Genomic DNA, 18015 nt, shown 5'->3' with positions numbered 1-18015 from the left:
TGGTCACCGTGCGCTCATCGCACGTCTCAGATAGCGCTGTTACGGCTCTCGAACGATGGCCGTTTGATGGACATCAAACGAAAAAGGCCAACAAGAAGCTCAGGCCGCGACGGCCAGGATCAGGTCCGAAGCCTTGATCAGCGCCGTCGCGCGCGCGCCCGGCACCAGCCCCAGCGACTTCACGCTGGCCTCGGTCACGATGGCGTTCAGCTGCCCGCCCTGATCCAGCTCCAGCGTCACCTCGGCATTGACGGCACCGGGCCGGACCGCCGCCACGCGGCCATCGAGTCGGTTGCGCGCCGATACCCGCGCCTCGCCCAGCTCGCTGGCCAGCAGCACATGGGCGGCCTGGATCAGCACCAGCGCCGGCTGCTGGATGCGCAAGCCCAGCTCCTCGGTGCTTTCGCGCGTGACGATGGCGACCAGGCGCGCGCCGCCGGCCAGGGTCAGCTCCACCTCGTCGTTGACGGCCCCGGCGCGCAGCGCGCTGACCGTGGCATGGAACTGGTTGCGCGCGGTGGTCTTCATGTTCAGCACCTTCAGGATGGAGAAGTCGGCCGCCAGGTCGAAGGCCTCGCCGCTGAGCAGCGCGACGAAACGCTGGTGCGCCGCGTCGAGCTGGCCATAGCGCTGCAGCAGACGGCGCCCATGCTCGGTCAGCCGCGTGGAGCCGCCGCCACGCCCGCCGGTCGCGCGCTCGACCAGCGGTTCGCCGGCGACGCGGTTCATCGTGTCGATTGCCTCCCAGGCGGCCTTGTAGCTCATGCCGAAGACCTTGGCCGCGCGCGTGATCGACCCCTGCTCGTCCACCGCGCGCAGCAGCGCCATGCGGCCGTGGCCGCCCAGGCTTTGCTGGCCGGCATTGATCCACAGCGATCCGCGGACCTCCAGTCCGCCGCCACCTGCCTCGCGTCTGCGCGCCATCGCTGCTGTCTTTCTCCAAAGGTTGCGCCGCCGCCGGACCACGCCGGCGCGCGAAGCATAGCCGCTGCACGGCGCCGCGCCGGCGCTAGTCGCTCGCCGACCCGGCGGCCAGCCCGCGGCCGTCCTGCGGCGCGACCCGGCCCGCGTCCAGCGGCAGCACCTGCTGCGCCAGCACGCGCACATCCTCGTCGTCATGGGTGATCAGCATCATGGGCAGCGCCAGCGCCTGCTGCAGTGCCAGCAGCTCCTGGCGCAGGCGCTCGCGCAGGCCCTTGTCCAGCGCGGCGAAGGGCTCGTCCAGCAGCAGCGCCCGCGGCGCGTTGACCAGCGCGCGCGCCAGCGCGCAGCGCTGGCGCTGGCCGCCCGAAATCTGGTGCGGGTGGTGCTCGGCCACCGCCTGCAGGCGCAGCGCCTCGATCCAGCGTTCGACTTCGGGAGCGCGTTCGCCGCGGCGTGGATTGAGCCAGCCGCGGCGCAGGCCGAAGGCGATGTTCTGCCTCACCGTGAGATGGGGAAAGAGCGCGTAGTCCTGGAACACCAGCCCCATGCGGCGCTCGCGCGCGGGCAGCGAGATGCCAGCCGCGCTGTCGTACAACACCCGCCCGGCCACGGCCACGCGACCGCTGTCGGGGCGGCTGATGCCCGCGATCATGCGCAGCGCCTGGGTCTTGCCCGCGCCGGACGGACCGAACAGCACGACGCGCTGCGCGTCGCTGCGCAGGCTCAGGTCCAGCTCGAAGCGCGAGCCGCCCGCATCCAGCCGCTTGCGCAGCGCCAGGTCCCACACCGGTGTCATCGTCAGCGCCTCAGGGGTCCGCGCCCGGGCACCTGGCCCGGCGCCAGCCAGCCGGCGCCCAGCAGCACCGCGATGCAGGTGACCGAGGTCACCGCGACGAGGAAGTTGGCCGTGTCGTCCTGCCCGGCCTGCACCGCCTCGTAGACGGCGATGGACAGGGTCTGGGTCTTGCCGGGAATGCTGCCCGCCACCATCAGCGTGGCGCCGAACTCGCCCACCGCGCGCGCGAAGGACAGCAGCAGCCCGGCCAGAATGCCGCGCCAGGCCAGCGGCAGCGACACGCGCAGCAGCACCGCGACCTCGCCCTGGCCCAGGCTGCGCGCCGCGTCCTCCAGCTGCGGATCCACGGTCTCGAAGGCCGCGCGCGCCGCCTTGTACACGAGCGGGAAGGCCACCACCGCGGCGGCGATCACCGCGCCCTGCCAGCTGAAGATCAGCCGCAGGCCGAAGTGCTGCAGCAGCCAGCCGCCCAGCACGCCCTGCGTGCCCAGCAGCACCAGCAGGTAGTAGCCCAGCACGGTGGGCGGCATCACCATGGGCAGGGTCAGCGCGGCGTCCAGCAGCTCGCGCCCGGGGAAGCGCCAGCGCGCCACCGCGTGGCCCAGCGCCACGCCCAGCACCAGGTTGATCAGCGTGGCCCAGCCCGCGACCTTGAGCGTCAGCGCCAGCGCGACCCAGGCTGCATCCATGCCGGCTCCTTGGTCCTCAGGGCTTGCCGAAGCCGTAGCGCGCCAGCACGGCCTGCGCCTGCGGGCCGAGCAGGAATTTCGCGAAGCTCGCCGCGCCGGCAGCGTTGGGCGCCTGCGCGAGCGGCGCCACCGGGTAGCGGATGGGCTTGGGCGTGGGCACGGTCAGCGCCACCCGGACCTTGTCCGTCATCAGCGCAGCGTCGGTGGCATAGACGAAGCCCGCGTCGACCTCGCCGCGCGCCACATAGTCCAGCGCCTGGCGCACGTTGTTGGCGCCGATCATCTTGGGCTCGATCGCACCCCACAGCCCCGCGCCATCGAGCACGGACTTGGTGTAGCGCCCGACCGGCACGCTGGCCGGCAGCCCGACGGCGATGCGCGCGAAGCCCGGCCGTGCCAGGTCGGCCAGCGAGCCCGGCGCGCGGCCGGCGGCCGGCACGATCACGACCAGGGTGTTGGACACGAAGTCGCGCCGCTGCTCCGCCTTGACCAGGCCCTGCGCCTGCGCCTGGTCCATGGTCTCCTGGTCGGCGCTGGCGAAGACGTCCACCGGCGCGCCCTTGGCGATCTGCTGCAGCAGCGCGCCCGAGGCGCCGAAGTTCAGCTGCAGCCGCTGCCCCGGATGCGCGGCCTCGTACAGCGGCGCGATCTCGCGCAGGGCATGGGTCAGGCTGGCGGCCGCGGACACGGTCACCTCGGCGGCCTGGGCCACCCATGCGCTGCAGGCAAGCAGCGCCAGGGCCAGGGCACGGAGCGGGCGTTTCAAGGTCATGAGCAGATTCCTGGGGAGCAGTGTGCCGCGAACCGGCGGGCACCGAAATTTATCAGATGACATAACGATAGACGCCCAACCGACGCCATCGAGCGTGCGATAGATCAATGCACAGTCGGCATTAATCACTGAATCCTGATGTATCGTTATATTGACTTATACATTTCGAAAACCACACACCTTCCCCACATGCTCCCCCCGCGCTCCTCCCTCAGCGTCCTGACTCTGGCCTGCGCCGCCTGGCTCGGCACCCCCGCGGCGCGAGCCGCCGACACCCCGTTCGAGCTCGGCACCGTCACCGTGACCGGTTCGCGCGCCCAGGTCGGCGAAATGCCCACGGACCAGGCCGGCAGCCTGGTCACGCAGGAGGACATGCGCCGCTTCGGCCGCGAGACGGTGGGCGACGCGGTGGCGCTGCTGCCCGGCGTCACCCGGTCCAGCAACTCGCGCAACGAGCTGCTGGTCTATCTGCGCGGCTACGACCCCCGCCAGGTGCCGCTGTTCATCGACGGCGTGCCGGTCTATGTGCCCTATGACGGCTATGTGGACTTCAACCGCTTCTCCACCTACGACCTCGCCGCGATCCAGGTCGCCAAGGGCTTCAGCTCCATCGCCTATGGGCCGAATGCGCTGGGCGGCGCGATCAACCTGGTTTCGCGCAAGCCCGTGCAGGCGCTGGAAGGCGACGCGCTGCTGGGCGTCGCACGCGGCGGCGACCGCAAGGCGGCGCTGAACCTGGGCACGCGCCAGGGACGCTGGTATGCCCAGCTGGGGCTGTCCTGGCGCGACGCCGATGGCATGCCGATGTCCGCCGACTTCAAGCCCTCGGTCACCCTCGTCGAGGACGGCGGCCTGCGCAACAACAGCGATCGGCGCGACCGCAAGGCCTCCTTCAAGCTCGGCTTCCTGCCCAATGCCAGCGACGAGTACACGCTGTCCTACACGCGCCAGGACGGCCGCAAGGGCCAGCCGCCGTCCACCGACTTCAAGGCCGCGCGCTACTGGCGCTGGCCGGTCTGGGACAAGGACAGCCTGTACTTCCTCTCCCGCACCGCGCTGGGCGAGTCCGAGACGCTGAAGCTGCGTCTCTACCACGACCGCTTCGACAACGAGGTGGTCAGCTATGCCGACGACAGCTACACCCGGCTGCTCACCAACGGGCGCGGCAGCGTCGCGAGCGGCCGCAGCCACTACCGCGACCGCAGCGGCGGCGGCGCGCTGGAGCTGGAATCGCGGCGCTGGGACGGCCACCTGCTGCGCGCCGTGCTGCAGCTCAAGCGCGACCGCCATCGCGAGACCGACGCCAACGGCACGGTCCAGGCGCGCTACGAGGACGAGCTGCGCTCGCTGGGCGTCGAAGACCTGATCGATCTCGCGCCGCGCTGGCAGCTCTCGCTGGGCGCGGCGCGCCACGAGCTGCGCCCCGCGCAGGTGTACAGCAGCAGCGGCGCCTATGCGTTGCCCGACACCCGCCGCGCCACCAACCTGCAGGCCGGCCTCTTCCATGCGCTGGGCGCGCAGGACCGCGTCTACCTGACGCTGGCGCGCAAGACCCGGCTGCCGACGCTGAAGGACCGCTACTCGCAGCGCCTGGGCAACTATGTCGAGAACCCGGCACTGGGCCCCGAGACCTCGCTGAACCTGGAGCTGGGCTACCAGGGCCGGCCGCTGGCCGCGCTGCCGGCGCTGGTCGTCGAGGCCGCGCTGTTCCAGAGCCGCGCGGACGACAAGATCCAGTCCGTCTTCGTCAAGGACGGCAACGCCTGCGGCCCGGCGACGCCCTGCCAGATGCGCAATGTCGGCGAGGCGCGCGTCACCGGCCTGGAGCTGGGCGCCCGCGGCCGGCTGCTGCGCTGGCTGGAGCTGGGCGGCCATCTCACTCTGCTGGACCAGAAAAACATCAGCAGCCCCGATACCCGCGTCACCGGCGTGCCCGACCGCAAGCTCTTCGCCTATGCCCGCGTCACCCCCGTCGCCGGCGTGGACCTGCAGGCCAGCGCGGAGCACGACAGCCACCGCTGGGTGAACAACACCAGCGCCCTGTCCGGCGCCACCGTGCTGGGCCTGAAGGCGAGCTGGCAGCCGCTGGCGCGCCTGACGCTGGAGGCCGGCGTGGACAACCTGCTGGACAAGCTCTATGAACTGGACGCCGGCTTCCCCGCCGCCGGCCGCAGCTGGTACGCCAACCTGCGCCACACCTTCTAAGCCCACCCCTGCCGGAGCCGCCCCATGATGCCCAACCCCGAGCCACCGATCCGCGCCGGCCTGGCCGCGCCCGCCTCCGCCGAGCCCGCGCTGCCGGTGGCGGCCATCCTGGACAACGGCGGCGAGGACGTGGATGCGCTGCTCGCCCGCTTCGCCTGCCAGCAGCGCCGCGCCGGACGGCGCGTGCACGGGCTGGTGATGACGCGCGCCGAAGGCAGCGCGGGCTGTGCCGGCGACATGGTGCTGGTGGACGTCGCCACCTTTGACGAATACCTGGTCTCGCAGCCGCTGGGCCAGGGGTCCGGTGCCTGCCGCGCCGACCCGCAGGGCTTTGCGCGCGCCAGCATGGTGCTGCGCCGCGCGCTGGACGAGGCGCCCGAACTGGTGGTCTGCAACCGCTTCGGCGGTCTGGAAGCCGAGGGCGGCGGCTTCGCGGCCGAGCTGCTGGCGCTGATGGCCGCGGGCGTGCCGCTGCTGACCGCGGTGGCCTCGCGCCACCTGGCTGCCTGGCAGCACTTCAGCGGCGGCGCGGCGCTGCTGCCGGCGCGCGCGGAAATCGTCGGCGACTGGCTGGCCCGCACGCTGCCCGCCCACGCGCATGACTGAGGCCCGGCACCCTGCCCGGCGCCGCGCGCTGGCGGCGCTGGTCGCGCTGCCGGCGCTGGCTCCGGCGGCACGCCTGCTCGCCGCGCCCACGGCGAGCGCGGCCCCACTGCTGCAGCTCTTCGGCCGCCTGCGCGCGCGGCCGATGCGCCTGTTCGCGGCCGGACCGCCGGCCGCCGTGCTGCTGGCCTGCCTGGCGCCGGAGCGGCTGCTGGGCTGGCCCGCCGCCCCCAGCGAGGCGGCGCGCCGCTGGCTGCCCGAATCACTGCGCGACAAGCCCGCGCTGGGGCGGCTGTCCGGGCGCGGCAGCACGGTCAGTGTGGAGGCGCTGCTGGCGCTCCAGCCCGACCTGATCGTCGACGCGGGCAGCGTGGACGCCACCCAGGCGTCCACCGCGCGCCGCGTCGCCGAGCAGACCGGCCTGCCTTGTCTGCTCATCGACGGCCGCCTGGCCGACTCGCCGCGCCAGCTGCGCGAGCTGGGCCGCCTGCTGGGCACCGAAGCGCACGCTCAGGCGCTGGCCGAGTACGCCGAGCAGGCGCTCGCACTGCCCGCGCGCAGTGCCACCGCACGCCGGCCCGGTGTCTACCTGGCGCGTGGCGCCGACGGCCTGGAGACCGCTACCGCCGGCGCGATCAACGCCGAGATCATCGAGGCCGCCGGCGGCCGCAACGTCGCCGACACCGGCCATGCCGGCGTCGCCCGCGTCTCGCTGGAGCAGGTGCTGGCCTGGGCGCCGGACTGGGTGCTAACCCAGGACCGCCAGTTCCACCGCCTGGCCATGACGGACACGCGCTGGCGCAGTCTGGCCGCGCTGCGCGAGGGCCGGCTGCTGCTGGCGCCGGACCGGCCCTTCGGCTGGCTGGACGGGCCGCCGGCGCTGAACCGCCTGCTGGGCCTGCGCTGGCTGGCGATGCGGCTGGCCCAGCCCGCCCCCGTCGACGCCGCGAACGCGCAGGTGCTGGACGAGGCGCAGCGCTTCTACCGCCTCTTCTACGGACTCAACCCTGGCCGCGCCGCGCTGCAGGGCCTGCTGCATGGCGACGCCTGAACACGCCGCGCCGGCGGCCCCGCTGCTGCTCGCCGGCGCCCTGCTGCTGCTGGCGCTGATGGGCGCGCTGGCGCTGGGCAAGTTCCCGGTGTCGCCGGTGGAACTCGCGGCCACGCTGGGGGCCCGGCTCCTGGGCGACGGCACCAGCGCCGACGCCACGCGCGACGCGGTGATCTGGCACATCCGCCTGCCGCGCGTGCTCGCCGCCGCGCTGGTCGGCGCGGCGCTGGGCGCGGCCGGCGCGGCCTACCAGGGCCTGTTCCGCAACCCGCTGGTCTCGCCCGACATCCTCGGCGTGTCGGCCGGCTGCGGCCTGGGCGCGGCGCTGGCCATCCTGCTGGCGCTGCCGCTGGCCGCTGTCTCGGCGCTGGCCTTTGCCGGCGGACTGCTGGCGGTGGGCGTGGTGCTGCTGGCGGCGCGCCGCACCGGCGGCCACGAGGCGGTGCTGGTGCTGGTGCTGTGCGGCGTGGCCGTCGGCGCGCTGCTGGGCGCCGGCATCGCGCTGGTCAAGCTGCTGGCCGACCCCAGCGTGCAGCTGCCCGCCATCACCTTCTGGCTGCTGGGCGGGCTCGGCGCGGTGGGCCTGCCCGATCTGCGCCTGGCCGCGCCCGCGCTGGGCCTGGGCGCGACCTTGCTGCTGGCGCTGCGCTGGCGCATCAACCTGCTCAGCCTGCCCGACGAGGAGGCCGCGGCGCTGGGCGTGCAGGTCGGCCCGCTGCGCCTGGCGGTGATCGCCGCCGCGACGCTGATGACGGCGGCGGCGGTCGCGATGGCCGGCATCGTCGGCTGGGTGGGCCTGGTCGTGCCCCATGTCGCGCGCCTGCTCGCCGGCCCCGAGTTCAGCCGCCTGCTGCCCATGGCGCTGCTGCTGGGCGCGGCCTTCGTCGTCGTCGCCGACACGCTGGCGCGCACGCTGGCGCCGATCGAGCTGCCGCTGTCGGTGCTCAGCTCGGCGGTGGGCGCGCCCTTCTTCCTCTGGCTGCTGGGCCGGCGGTCCGCGCGGTGAGCACGCCACCGCCCCCCGCGCTGCAACTGCGCGGCCTGCGCATCGGCCACCGCGGCCGCGCGCTCGCCGACCAGGGGCTGGACCTGCAGCTGCGGGCCGGAGAGATCCTCTGCCTGCTGGGCCCCAACGGCTGCGGCAAGACCACGCTGTTCCGCACCCTGCTGGGCCTGCTGCCCGCGCTGGGCGGGCAGGCCGAGCTCGCCGGGCTGGACAGCGCGCGCGCCACGCGCGCCGAGCTGGCGCGCCGGGTGGCCTATGTGCCCCAGGCCCATGCCGGCGTGTTCGCCTACCGCGTGCTGGACCTGGTGTTGATGGGCCGGGTCGCGCACATCGGCCGCTTCTCCACGCCCTCGCGCGCGGACCGCGCGCTCGCGCTGGCCGCTCTCGAACGCCTGGGCGTGGCCCATCTGGCCGCGCGGCCCTGCACCGAGCTCAGCGGCGGCGAGCGCCAGCTCGCGCTGATCGCCCGCGCGCTGGTCCAGCAGGCGCCGCTGCTGGTGATGGACGAGCCCACCGCGGCGCTGGACTTCGGCCACCAGCAGCGCGTGCTTGCCGAGATCGCCGCGCTGGCCGCCGACGGGCTGGCGGTGCTGATGTCCACCCACCAGCCCGAGCATGCGCGCCAGGTCGCCAGCCGCGTCGCGCTGATGCACGGCGGCCGGCTGCGCGCCCAGGGCCGGCCCGCGCAGGTGCTGCGCGTGGACGCGCTGGCCGCGCTGTACGCGCTCGATCCGACCCTGCTGCGGCGCAGCCTGCCCTGGGCCGCCGCGCCCCTGGACACCGAGGACACCCCATGACGACGACCCTGGCGGCGAACGACTACGCCGCGCAATACCGCGAACAGATGCGCCAGCAGCGCCTGCAGCCCCGACCGGCCCAGGACTGGGACCAGCGCGCGCCCGGCTACGGCGCCAACCGGCGCCAGAGCCAGTACGCGGTGGACTTCATCGCCCGCATGGACCTGCGCGGCGCGCGCACCCTGCTGGACGTGGGCAGCGGCCCCGGCACGCTGGCGCTGCCGCTGGCCACGCGGCTGCGCCGCGTGTTCGCGCTGGACCACAGCGCCGGCATGCTGGAGCAGCTGCGGCTGCAGGCCGCGCGGACGCGCCAGGACAGCATCGAGACCCTGCACCTGGCCTGGGAGGACGACTGGCGCAACGTGCCGCTGTGCGACATCGCCATCGCGTCCCGCTCCACGCTGGTGGAAGACCTGGACGCCGCGCTGGCCAAGCTGCTGCACCACGCGCGGCTGCGCATCTACCTGACCTACCTGGTCGGCGGACATTTCATGGACCCCGGCGTGCTGGCACTGCTGGGCCGCGACACGCCGCGCGCGCCCGAGCACACGCTGCTGCTGGGCATGCTGGAGCAGCGCGGCCTGCGCCCGCGCGTGGACATTCTGGAAACCCCCAGCCGCCTGGCCGGCTGCGCCGATGCCCACGAGCTGGCGCAGCGCATCGAGTGGAGCCACGGCCCGGTGGACGAGGCCGCGCGCTCGCGCCTGGCGCGCTGGTTCGAGGCCGACGCGGAACGGGCCCGGCGCGGCGGCGCGCCGATGCGCTGGGCCTTCGTCGCCTGCGACGTGCCGGCAAAGGGGCCAGGTCTTGCCTCGCGCTGAGGCAGCCGGGCGCCTTCCGCACACTCGGCCACGCAGCCGGCCCGGGCCGTGGCGTATTCACGCCGCGGTGCCGCGGGCGCCGCTAGCATGGCGCGCTTTCGCAGAGAAGCCAGAACCGCTGCCGGCGTGTCCGTCACCAACGTCCAACTCAGAGTCTGCCCCTACGACCGCAACGCGCTCGAGGAGTACCGCCAGGCGGTGCGCAACGGCACGGCGGTGCCGGCCCCGCCGGCGCCGCTGGACACCACCGCCTTCGACCCTTCGCCCATGGCCACCTACATGGCCGGCGTGCAGCGCGACATTCTGTTCGGACGCCTGGTCTTTCCCCGCTACGTCAGCGAACAGGCCTGAGGGCGGGCTCAGCCCGCCCAGCCGCCGCCCAGCGCGCGCACCAGGCCGACGGTGGCCTGGTATTGCGCCGCCCGCAGCTGCAGCGCGGCGCGGCGGTTGCGCAGCTCGCTGCGGCGCGCGTCCAGCAGGTCCAGCTGGCTGACCAGGCCGTTGCGATAGCGCGAGTCCGACAGCGCCGTGGCACGCGCCGCGGCCTGCACCGCCTGCGCCTGCACCTGCGCCTGGCGCTCCAGCAGCTGCAGGCCGGCGAGCGCGTCCTCCACCTCGCGCAGCGCCTGCAGCAGCTGCTCGCGGTAGTCGGCCAGCGCCAGCGCCAGGCCGGCGCGCGCGCCGTCCACGCCCGCCTGACGGCGGCCTCCGTCCCACAGCGGCAGCGACAGCAACGCCTCCAGCGACCAGGCGCGCGCAGACCAGCGCAGCACATCGCCCAGCTCCGCCGACGCGCCGCCGCCGCTGGCGCTCAGCGCCAGGCGCGGGAACCAGGCGGCCTGCGCCACGCCCAGACGCGCCTGCGCGGCGAGCAGGCCGCGCTGCGCGGCGGCCACGTCGGGCCGGCGCGCGAGCGCCGCGCTGGGCAGCCCGGCCGGAATGCGCGGCAACAGCACCGGCCCGTCGGCCTCGGCGAGCCTGAAGCCCGAGGCGGGCTCGCCCAGCAGCGCCGCAAGCGCGTTCTCCAGTTCGACGCGACGGCGCTCCAGCGCCAGCGCCTCGGCCTCGGTGGCGGCGACTTCGGCCTGCACCCGCGCCAGGTCCAGCTCGGCCACGTCGCCAGCTCGGTAGCGGCGCTCGGTCAGCACCAGGGTCTCGCGGTAGGCGGCCACGGTGTCGCGCACCAGGCGGCGCTCCTGGTCGGCGAAGCGCAGCGCGAGATAGGTCTGCGCCACCTCGGCCTGCACCAGCAGGCGCGCGCTCTGCAGCAGCGCCTCACGCGACTGCGCGTCCAGCGCCGCGGCATCGCGGCCCTGCGCCAGTCGGCCGGCCAGGTCCAGCTCATAGGCCAGGTTCAGGCCCGCGCTGAGGCGCGTCGCCGCCGCCGGGCCCTCGCCGGGCCGGGTGGCGCGCGTCGCGCCGGCGCCCAGGTCGACACGCGGCAGCCGCTCGGCCTCGGCGCCGCGCAGCAGCGCGCGCGCCTGCGCCAGGCGGGCGGCGGCGGACTGCAGACCGGTGTTGCCCTCCAGCGCGCGGCTCACCAGCGTGTCCAGCGTCGCGTCGCCGAAGACGCGCCACCAGTCGCCGCGCGGCTCGGCGTCGGCGGGCGGCACCAACGCCCAGCCGGCCTGGGCCTCGGGTGCGGCCGCGCTCTTGAAGGCCGGCGGCGTGGCGGGCAGCGCGCGCTCGTCCAGCGCGGGGACGCTGGCACAGCCGGCCAGCACCAGGGCCGCCAGCAAGGGGAACAGGGCAGGTTTCATCAGGCGCTCCTCATTCGTGTTCATGGCGCGGCGCGGCCGGGTGCGGACGCGCGTCGGCGGCGCCGCCCGCCACGGGCGGACTCAGCGGCGGCTCGGGATGGCTGCCCTCGCCGTGCTGTTTGAGCGCCCGGTTGCCGGTCAGCGCGCGCATCAGCACATAGAACAGCGGGGTCAGGAAGAGACCGAAGGCGGTCACGCCGATCATCCCGGCGAACACCGCGACGCCCATCGCGTTGCGCATCTCCGCGCCGGCACCGCGGGCGAGCACCAGTGGCAGCACGCCCATCACGAAGGCCAGCGAGGTCATCAGGATGGGGCGCAGGCGCAGCCGGCTGGCCTCGATCGCGGCCTGCAGCGGGCTGCGGCCGCCGAACTCCAGCTCGCGCGCGAACTCCACGATCAGGATCGCGTTCTTCGCGCTCAGGCCCACCAGCACGATGAGCCCGATCTGGGTGAACACATTGTTGTCGCCGCCGCCCAGCCAGACGCCCGTCATCGCGGCGAACAGGCCCAGCGGCACGATCAGGAGAATGGCCACCGGCAGCGCCAGGCTCTCGTACTGCGCGGCCAGCACCAGGAAGACCAGCAGAATGGCCAGCGGGAACACCCACAGCGCCGAGTTGCCGGCCAGGATTTCCTGGTAGGTCAGCTCGGTCCACTCGTAGCTGATGCCCGGCGGCAGGGTCTCCGCGGCGATGCGCGCGATGGCCGCCTGCGCCTGCCCGGTGGAGAAGCCCGGGGCCGGGCCGCCGTTGACGTCGGCGGACAGGAAACCGTTGTAGCGCATCGCGCGCTCGGGACCGAAGCTGGGCTGCACCTTCATCAGCGCCGACAGCGGCACCATCTCGCCGCCGGCCGAGCGGACCTTGAGCAGGCCCACGTCCTCGGCGCGCGCGCGAAAGGGCGCGTCCGCCTGCACGCGCACGGTGTAGGTGCGGCCGAAGCGGTTGAAGTCGTTGACGTAGAGGCTGCCCAGGTAGATCTGCAGGGTGTCGAACACATCCGTCACCGCGACGCCGAGCTGGCGCGCCTTGGTGCGGTCCAGGTCGGCATAGAGCTGCGGCACGTTGACCTGGTAGCTGGTGAACAGGCCGCTCAGCTCGCTCGCCTGGGCGGCGCGCGCCATGAAGGCCTTGACCGCCTGGTCCAGCGCCTCATAGCCCAGCCCGCCGCGGTCCTCCAGCTGCAGCTTGAAGCCCCCGGTGGTGCCCAGGCCGTTGACCGGCGGCGGCGGGAACATCACCACGAAGGCGTCCTGGATCGCCCCGTACTGCTGGTTCAGGCGCGCCGCGATCTCGCCGGCCGACAGGCCCGGGCCGCGGCGCTTCTCAAAGCCGTCCAGCGTGACGAAGACGATGCCGGAGTTGGCGCTGTTGGTGAAGCCGTTGATGGACAGCCCCGGGAAGGAGACCGCATGCTCGACGCCGGGCGTCTTCAGCGCGATCTCGCCCATGCGGCGGATCACCGCCTCGCTGCGGTCCAGCGTGGCGCCGTCGGGCAGTTGCGCGAAGCCGATCAGGTACTGCTTGTCCTGGGCCGGCACGAAGCCGCCGGGCACGGCCTTGAACAGGCCCGCGGTCAGCGCCACCAGCCCGCCGTACAGCAGCAGCATGGCCAGCTTGCGCCCCAGCGCGCGGCGCAGGCCGCCGCCATAGGCCTGCGCGCCGCGCTGGAACAGACGGTTGAAGGCGGCGAAGAAGCGGCCCAGCACGCGGTCCATCGCGCGCGTCAGCGCGTCCCTGGGCGCGTCATGCCCTTTCAGCAGCAGGGCCGCCAGCGCCGGTGACAGGGTCAGCGAGTTGATCGCCGAGATCACCGTGGAGATCGCGATGGTCAGCGCGAACTGGCGGTAGAACTGCCCGGTCAACCCGGTGATGAAGGCCAGCGGCACGAAGACCGCGACCAGCACCAGCGCGATCGCGACGATGGGGCCGGACACCTCCTGCATCGCGCGGTAGGTCGCGGCGCGCGGGCTCAGCCCGGCCTCGATGTTGCGCTCCACGTTCTCGACCACGACGATGGCGTCGTCGACCACGATGCCGATGGCCAGCACCAGCCCGAACAGCGACAGCGCGTTGATCGAGAAGCCGAACAGGTGCATCACCGCGAAGGTGCCGATGATGGACACCGGCACGGCCAGCAGCGGAATGATGGAGGCGCGCCAGGTCTGCAGGAACAGGATCACCACCAGCACCACCAGCGCCACCGCCTCCAGCAGCGTGTGCACCACCGATTCGATGGAGGCGCGCACGAACTGCGTGGGGTCGTAGACGATCTCGTAGTCCACGCCCTCGGGCATGGACTTCTTCAGCTCGGCCATCGTGGCGCGCACCTGGTTGGAGATCTCGATCGCGTTGGAGCCCGGCGCCTGGAAGATGGGCACGGCCACGGCGGACTGGTTGTCCAGCAGCGAGCGCAGCGCGTAGTCGGCCGCGCCCAGCTCGATGCGCCCCAGCTCGCGCAGCCGCGTGACCTGGCCGTTGGCGCCGGTCTTGACGATGATGTCGCCGAAGTCCTCCTCGTTCTGCAGCCGGCCCTGGGCGTTGATGGGCAGCTGCAGGTCCACGCCCTGCAGGCCCGGCGACGCGCCGACGACGCCGGCCGCCGCCTGCACGTTCTGCTCGCGGACCGCGCGCACCACGTCGTTGGCGGAAAGCCCGTGCTCGGCCACCTTCTGCGGATCCAGCCAGACGCGCATCGCATAGTCGCCCGAGCCGAAGAGCTGCACCTGCCCGACGCCGGCCAGCCGCGCCAGCCGGTCGCGGACATTGAGCACCGCGTAGTTGCGCAGATAGGTCATGTCGTAGCGCCCGTTGGGCGACAACAGGTGCACGACCATGGTCAGGTCGGGGCTGCTCTTGACGGTGGCCAGCCCCAGCCGGCGCACCTCCTCGGGCAGGCGCGGTTCGGCCTGCGCGACGCGGTTCTGCACCAGCTGCTGCGCCTTGTCCGGGTCGGTGCCCAGCTTGAAGGTCACGGTCAGCGTGAGCAAGCCGTCGGTGGTGGCCTGGCTGCCCATGTAGAGCATGCCTTCCACGCCGTTGATGGCCTCCTCCAGCGGCGTCGCGACGGCCTCGGCGATGACCTTGGGGTTGGCGCCGGGGTACTGGGCGCGCACCACCACCTGCGGCGGCACGACCTCGGGGTATTCCGAGATCGGCAGCACGCGCAGCGCCAGCAGCCCGGCGACGAAGATCAGCACCGACAGCACGCCCGCGAAGATGGGCCGGTCGATGAAGAATTTGGAAATATTCATGGTCTTGTCTCGTTGCGCGGCGGCGCGGGGGTCAGGACTTGCCGGCGCCGTCGGCCGCGCGCGCCTGCTGCTCGGCCCGGGCGTTCATGGGCACCAGCTGCGGCACGACGCGGGCACCGGGGCGCACGCGCTGCAGGCCGTTGACGACGATGCGCTCGTCGGCCTTCAGCCCCGCGGTGACGACGCGCAGCCCGTCCACCGGCGCGCCCAGCTGAACCTCGCGGTAGCTCAGCAGGTTGTCCGCGCCCACCACCATCACGAAGCGCTTGTTCTGGTCGGTGCCGATGGCGCGCTCGTTGACCAGCAGCGCGGGGCGGCTGCGCGCCTGGCCCAGCCGTATGCGCACGAATTGGCCCGGCATCAGCGCGCCGTCGCGGTTGTCCAGCACGGCGCGCACGCGCACCGTGCCGCTCCTGGGGTCGACCTGGTTGTCCACCAGCTGCAGGCGCCCCGCATAGGGCGCGTCGCCGTTCGCGGCGGCGCCGATCTGCACCGGGATGCGTTCCAGCTGCTGGCGTGCCCCGGCGCCGCCGGGCAGCTCGGCGAGCGCGCGTGCCACCGTCTTCTCATCGGCGTCGAAACTGGCGTACATCGGGTTGACCGAGACCAGCGTGGTCAGCACCGGCGCGCCGGGACCGGCGGCGACCAGGTTGCCCTGGGTCACCTCCAGCCGGCCCACGCGCCCGGCCACCGGCGCGCGCACCTGGGTGTAGCCCAGGTTCAGGCGCGCCGACTGCAGCGCCGCCTGCGCGGCGCGCAGGTTGGCTTCGGCCTCGCGCGCGGCGTTGGCGCGCTCGTCCAGCTCGCGCTGCGCGATCGCCTGCTCACGCCACAGCCGGTCGGCGCGCTCCAGTTCGCTGCGCGTGTAGCCCACGCGGGCCTGCGCGGCGAACACCTGGGCCTCGGCGCGATCCACCTCGGCCTGGTAGGGCGCGGGGTCGATGCTGATCAGCAGCTCGCCGGCCTTGACCAGCGCGCCCTCGCGGAAATGCACGGCCTGCACCGCGCCGGCGACGCGCGAGCGCAGGTCCACGCGCTCCACCGCCTCCAGGCGGCCGGAGAACTCCTCCCAGGCGGCGACCGGCTGGCTGCTCACCGCGGCGACGGACACGGGGATGGCCGGCGCGGCCTGGCCCGTCGGATTGGCCTCGGCCTGCGGGCTGTGCAACCCGCTCAGCAGGGCCGCGGCGACGGCGGCGACCGCGGTCAACGAAGTCGCGGCGATGGCCAGCGGGCGGCGGTTCTTGGGGGCGATCAGGGAAGAAGTCATGGCGGTCACTCCGTGGACAGGTCTTGGGGAGATGCGGCGGATCAGGCCGGTTGCGGGCGCGCGGTCCGGCCCGGCAGGAAGAGCGAAAGAAAGTCGCCCAGGCGCTGGCGCAGCGCGCCCACCCAGGCGGGCTGCGCGGCGGGCGCAGGCAGCGGGTGCATCAGCGCGCAGGGCCAGCCGCTGGGCGCCGGCAGCAGCGCTTGGTGGACGATCACGCCGGCCTGGCGCATGGCGCGCGCATAGGCCAGGGCCTCGTCGCGCATTGGGTCGTCGGCGCTGCTCAGCACCAGGGCCGGGACCAGGCCGGCCAGGCGCTGCGTGCAGGCGGGCGTGGCATAGGGGTGGTCGGCGTCCTCGCAGGGGCCCAGGTAGGCACGCCAGCCCTGGGCCCAGCGGCAGTCGGCATCGCCGGCCTCGGCCGCGCGCAGCGAGGCCGTGCCCAGGCAGGGATTGAGCATGGGGCCGATCAGGATCTGCCCGGCCAGGCGTCCATGGCCCTGGTCGCGCGCCATCAGCGCCAGCGCCGCGGCCAGGTTGCCGCCGGCCTCCTCGCCCGCCACCAGCAGCGCGCTGTCGGGGTCGGCCAGGCGCGCGCGGCGCCGGTGCAGGCCGCGCAGCAAGGCGTCCAGCTGGGTCAGCGCGGCGGGAAAGACCTGACCCTCGCCCTTGGGATAGTCGGCGTCGACGACGACCGCGCCCGCCTCGGCCAGCAGCCGCGCGACCAGCTCGCCGCTGTCCAGCCCGCCCGTGGTGAAGGCACCGGCATGCAGGTGCAGCACCAGCGGCGCGCCGGCGCGGCGCGCGGCGCCGCGGTAGACACGCACCGGCAGCTGGAGATCGCGCCCCAGCGACAGCAGCTCGTCCCGGCGCGAGGTCAGCGGCAGCTCAATCATGGGAATAGGCCTGCGCGCAGCAGGGCGCAGGGGTTCATGTTGCAATGCCGCGAAATTTAGGGATCGCGCCGCCTTTGATAAACGGGGCGGGCGGCGATGCAGTGTTTCGCCGCCGAAACAATCCCTGCGCCACCATCCGGGCCTGGCCGGACAGGAGAGGAATCACAGATGGACAAGCTCAGTGCGATGCAGGCCTTCGCGCGCGTCGTGGAGAGCGGCACCTTCACCAAGGCCGCCGAATCGCTGGACCTGCCCAAGACGGCGGTCACGCGGCTGATCCAGTCGCTGGAAGAGCATCTGCGCGTCAAGCTGCTCAACCGCACGACGCGGCGCGTCAGCGTCACGCCGGACGGCGCCGCCTATTACGAACGCGTCACGCGGCTGCTGTCGGACATCGAGGAGCTGGAAGGCTCGGTCTCGCATGCGCGCGTGGCGCCGCGCGGGCGCATCCGCGTGGACGTGGCCTCGTCGGTGGCGCGCATGCTCATCATCCCGGCGCTGCCCGAGTTCTATGCCCGCCATCCCGAGATCCAGATCGACCTGGGCGTCTCGGACCGCCCGGTCGACCTGATCAGCGACAACGTGGACTGCGTGGTGCGCGGCGGCGAGATCACCGACCAGTCGCTGGTGGCGCGGCGCATCGGCGACTGGGGCTATGGCTGCTGCGCCTCGCCCGACTATGTGCGCCGCCACGGTGTGCCCCAGCATCCGCTGGAACTGGAGTCGGACCAACACCAGGTCGTCAGCTACTTCTCCGCGCGCACCGGCAAGCGCTTCCCCTTCGACTTCAGCAAGAACGGGCAGCGCTACGAGGTCTACGGCCGCTACCAGGTCTCGGTCAACGACGGCAATGCCTTCATGACCGCCGGGCTGCATGGGCTGGGGGTGATCCAGGCGCCCTACTTCATGATCAAGCCTCACATTGACAGCGGCGAGCTGCTGCCCTTTCTGTGCGACTGGGAGTCGGACCCGCTGCCGCTCTATGTGGTGTACCCGCCCAACCGCCACCTGAGCACCAAGCTGCGCGTCTTCGTCGACTGGGTGGCCGAGCTGTTCGAGCGCCACGACCGCTGGCAGCGCGAGCTGCTGGTGCAGTGCGACGCGCGCGACGCGCTGCCGCCCCCGCCGGCCAACGGCGCCAAGCAGGCCGTGCTCAGCGCGGCCTGACGCGC

Annotated in this window: 16 protein-coding genes; 8 read left to right on the top strand and 8 right to left on the bottom strand. The window is 73.3% G+C overall.

Features of this window, described 5'->3' with window-relative positions:
- Positions 1 to 99: 99 nt before the first annotated feature.
- The 4 genes from LZ017_RS12880 to modA form a co-directional block, all read right to left on the bottom strand.
- On the bottom strand, positions 100 to 924 hold the full coding sequence (locus LZ017_RS12880; RefSeq protein WP_241397236.1) for a TOBE domain-containing protein: 825 nt from the start codon (positions 922 to 924) through the stop codon (positions 100 to 102).
- Positions 925 to 1009: 85 nt separating this feature from the next.
- Positions 1010 to 1720: an ATP-binding cassette domain-containing protein gene (locus LZ017_RS12875; RefSeq protein ID WP_241397235.1), complete on the bottom strand. Its 711-nt coding sequence runs from the start codon at positions 1718 to 1720 to the stop codon at positions 1010 to 1012.
- A gap of 2 nt (positions 1721 to 1722) precedes the next feature.
- Positions 1723 to 2409 (bottom strand): molybdate ABC transporter permease subunit, encoded by a 687-nt coding sequence (gene modB, locus LZ017_RS12870; RefSeq protein WP_241397234.1) that lies wholly within the window; start codon positions 2407 to 2409, stop codon positions 1723 to 1725.
- A 16-nt stretch (positions 2410 to 2425) separates the two neighbouring features.
- Complete coding sequence (gene modA, locus LZ017_RS12865) at positions 2426 to 3181, bottom strand: molybdate ABC transporter substrate-binding protein (RefSeq protein ID WP_241397233.1); 756 nt, start codon at positions 3179 to 3181, stop codon at positions 2426 to 2428.
- Between the two features lie 189 nt (positions 3182 to 3370).
- Here modA and LZ017_RS12860 point away from each other — a divergent pair, with 189 nt between their 5' ends.
- From LZ017_RS12860 to LZ017_RS12830, 7 genes are all read left to right on the top strand, one after another.
- Positions 3371 to 5386 carry a TonB-dependent siderophore receptor gene (locus LZ017_RS12860; RefSeq protein ID WP_241397232.1) on the top strand — a complete coding sequence of 672 codons (2016 nt, stop codon included), beginning with the start codon at positions 3371 to 3373 and terminating at the stop codon, positions 5384 to 5386.
- Between the two features lie 24 nt (positions 5387 to 5410).
- Positions 5411 to 5992 carry a DUF2478 domain-containing protein gene (locus LZ017_RS12855; RefSeq protein WP_241397231.1) on the top strand — a complete coding sequence of 194 codons (582 nt, stop codon included), beginning with the start codon at positions 5411 to 5413 and terminating at the stop codon, positions 5990 to 5992.
- Positions 5985 to 7040: an ABC transporter substrate-binding protein gene (locus LZ017_RS12850; RefSeq protein WP_241397230.1), complete on the top strand. Its 1056-nt coding sequence runs from the start codon at positions 5985 to 5987 to the stop codon at positions 7038 to 7040. The genes LZ017_RS12855 and LZ017_RS12850 overlap by 8 nt, the downstream gene beginning before the upstream one ends.
- The gene (locus LZ017_RS12845) at positions 7027 to 8046 is read left to right on the top strand and encodes an iron ABC transporter permease (RefSeq protein WP_241397229.1); all 1020 of its coding nucleotides are present in this window, start codon (positions 7027 to 7029) and stop codon (positions 8044 to 8046) included. The genes LZ017_RS12850 and LZ017_RS12845 overlap by 14 nt, the downstream gene beginning before the upstream one ends.
- Positions 8043 to 8843 carry an ABC transporter ATP-binding protein gene (locus LZ017_RS12840; RefSeq protein WP_374109917.1) on the top strand — a complete coding sequence of 267 codons (801 nt, stop codon included), beginning with the start codon at positions 8043 to 8045 and terminating at the stop codon, positions 8841 to 8843. The genes LZ017_RS12845 and LZ017_RS12840 overlap by 4 nt, the downstream gene beginning before the upstream one ends.
- Complete coding sequence (locus tag LZ017_RS12835; RefSeq protein ID WP_241397228.1) at positions 8840 to 9664, top strand: class I SAM-dependent methyltransferase; 825 nt, start codon at positions 8840 to 8842, stop codon at positions 9662 to 9664. The genes LZ017_RS12840 and LZ017_RS12835 overlap by 4 nt, the downstream gene beginning before the upstream one ends.
- A 126-nt stretch (positions 9665 to 9790) precedes the next feature.
- Positions 9791 to 10015, top strand: coding sequence for a hypothetical protein (locus tag LZ017_RS12830; protein ID WP_241397227.1), 225 nt, complete (start codon positions 9791 to 9793; stop codon positions 10013 to 10015).
- 8 nt (positions 10016 to 10023) lie between these two features.
- On the opposite strand, the gene LZ017_RS12825 is transcribed toward LZ017_RS12830, so the two are convergent.
- Genes LZ017_RS12825 through LZ017_RS12810 form a run of 4 tightly spaced genes read right to left on the bottom strand, consistent with a single transcriptional unit; the run spans position 10024 to position 16843 of the window.
- A complete protein-coding gene (locus LZ017_RS12825) occupies positions 10024 to 11424 on the bottom strand; it encodes an efflux transporter outer membrane subunit (protein WP_241397226.1) in 1401 nt (466 codons plus the stop codon).
- 10 nt (positions 11425 to 11434) lie between these two features.
- Positions 11435 to 14680: an efflux RND transporter permease subunit gene (locus tag LZ017_RS12820; protein WP_241397225.1), complete on the bottom strand. Its 3246-nt coding sequence runs from the start codon at positions 14678 to 14680 to the stop codon at positions 11435 to 11437.
- A 31-nt stretch (positions 14681 to 14711) separates the two neighbouring features.
- Positions 14712 to 15950 (bottom strand): efflux RND transporter periplasmic adaptor subunit, encoded by a 1239-nt coding sequence (locus LZ017_RS12815; protein WP_241397224.1) that lies wholly within the window; start codon positions 15948 to 15950, stop codon positions 14712 to 14714.
- Positions 15951 to 15991: 41 nt separating this feature from the next.
- On the bottom strand, positions 15992 to 16843 hold the full coding sequence (locus LZ017_RS12810) for an alpha/beta hydrolase fold domain-containing protein (RefSeq protein WP_241397223.1): 852 nt from the start codon (positions 16841 to 16843) through the stop codon (positions 15992 to 15994).
- 168 nt (positions 16844 to 17011) lie between these two features.
- On the opposite strand from LZ017_RS12810, the gene LZ017_RS12805 reads away from it, so the two are divergent.
- Positions 17012 to 18010, top strand: coding sequence for a LysR family transcriptional regulator (locus LZ017_RS12805; protein ID WP_241397222.1), 999 nt, complete (start codon positions 17012 to 17014; stop codon positions 18008 to 18010).
- Positions 18011 to 18015 lie beyond the last annotated feature (5 nt).

It is taken from the genome of Pelomonas sp. CA6, from assembly GCF_022549225.1.
In the GTDB taxonomy this organism is placed as follows: domain Bacteria; phylum Pseudomonadota; class Gammaproteobacteria; order Burkholderiales; family Burkholderiaceae_C; genus Roseateles.
The sequence above is the reverse complement of the archived record's forward strand: the minus strand, read 5'-3'. Positions and strand labels throughout refer to the sequence as shown.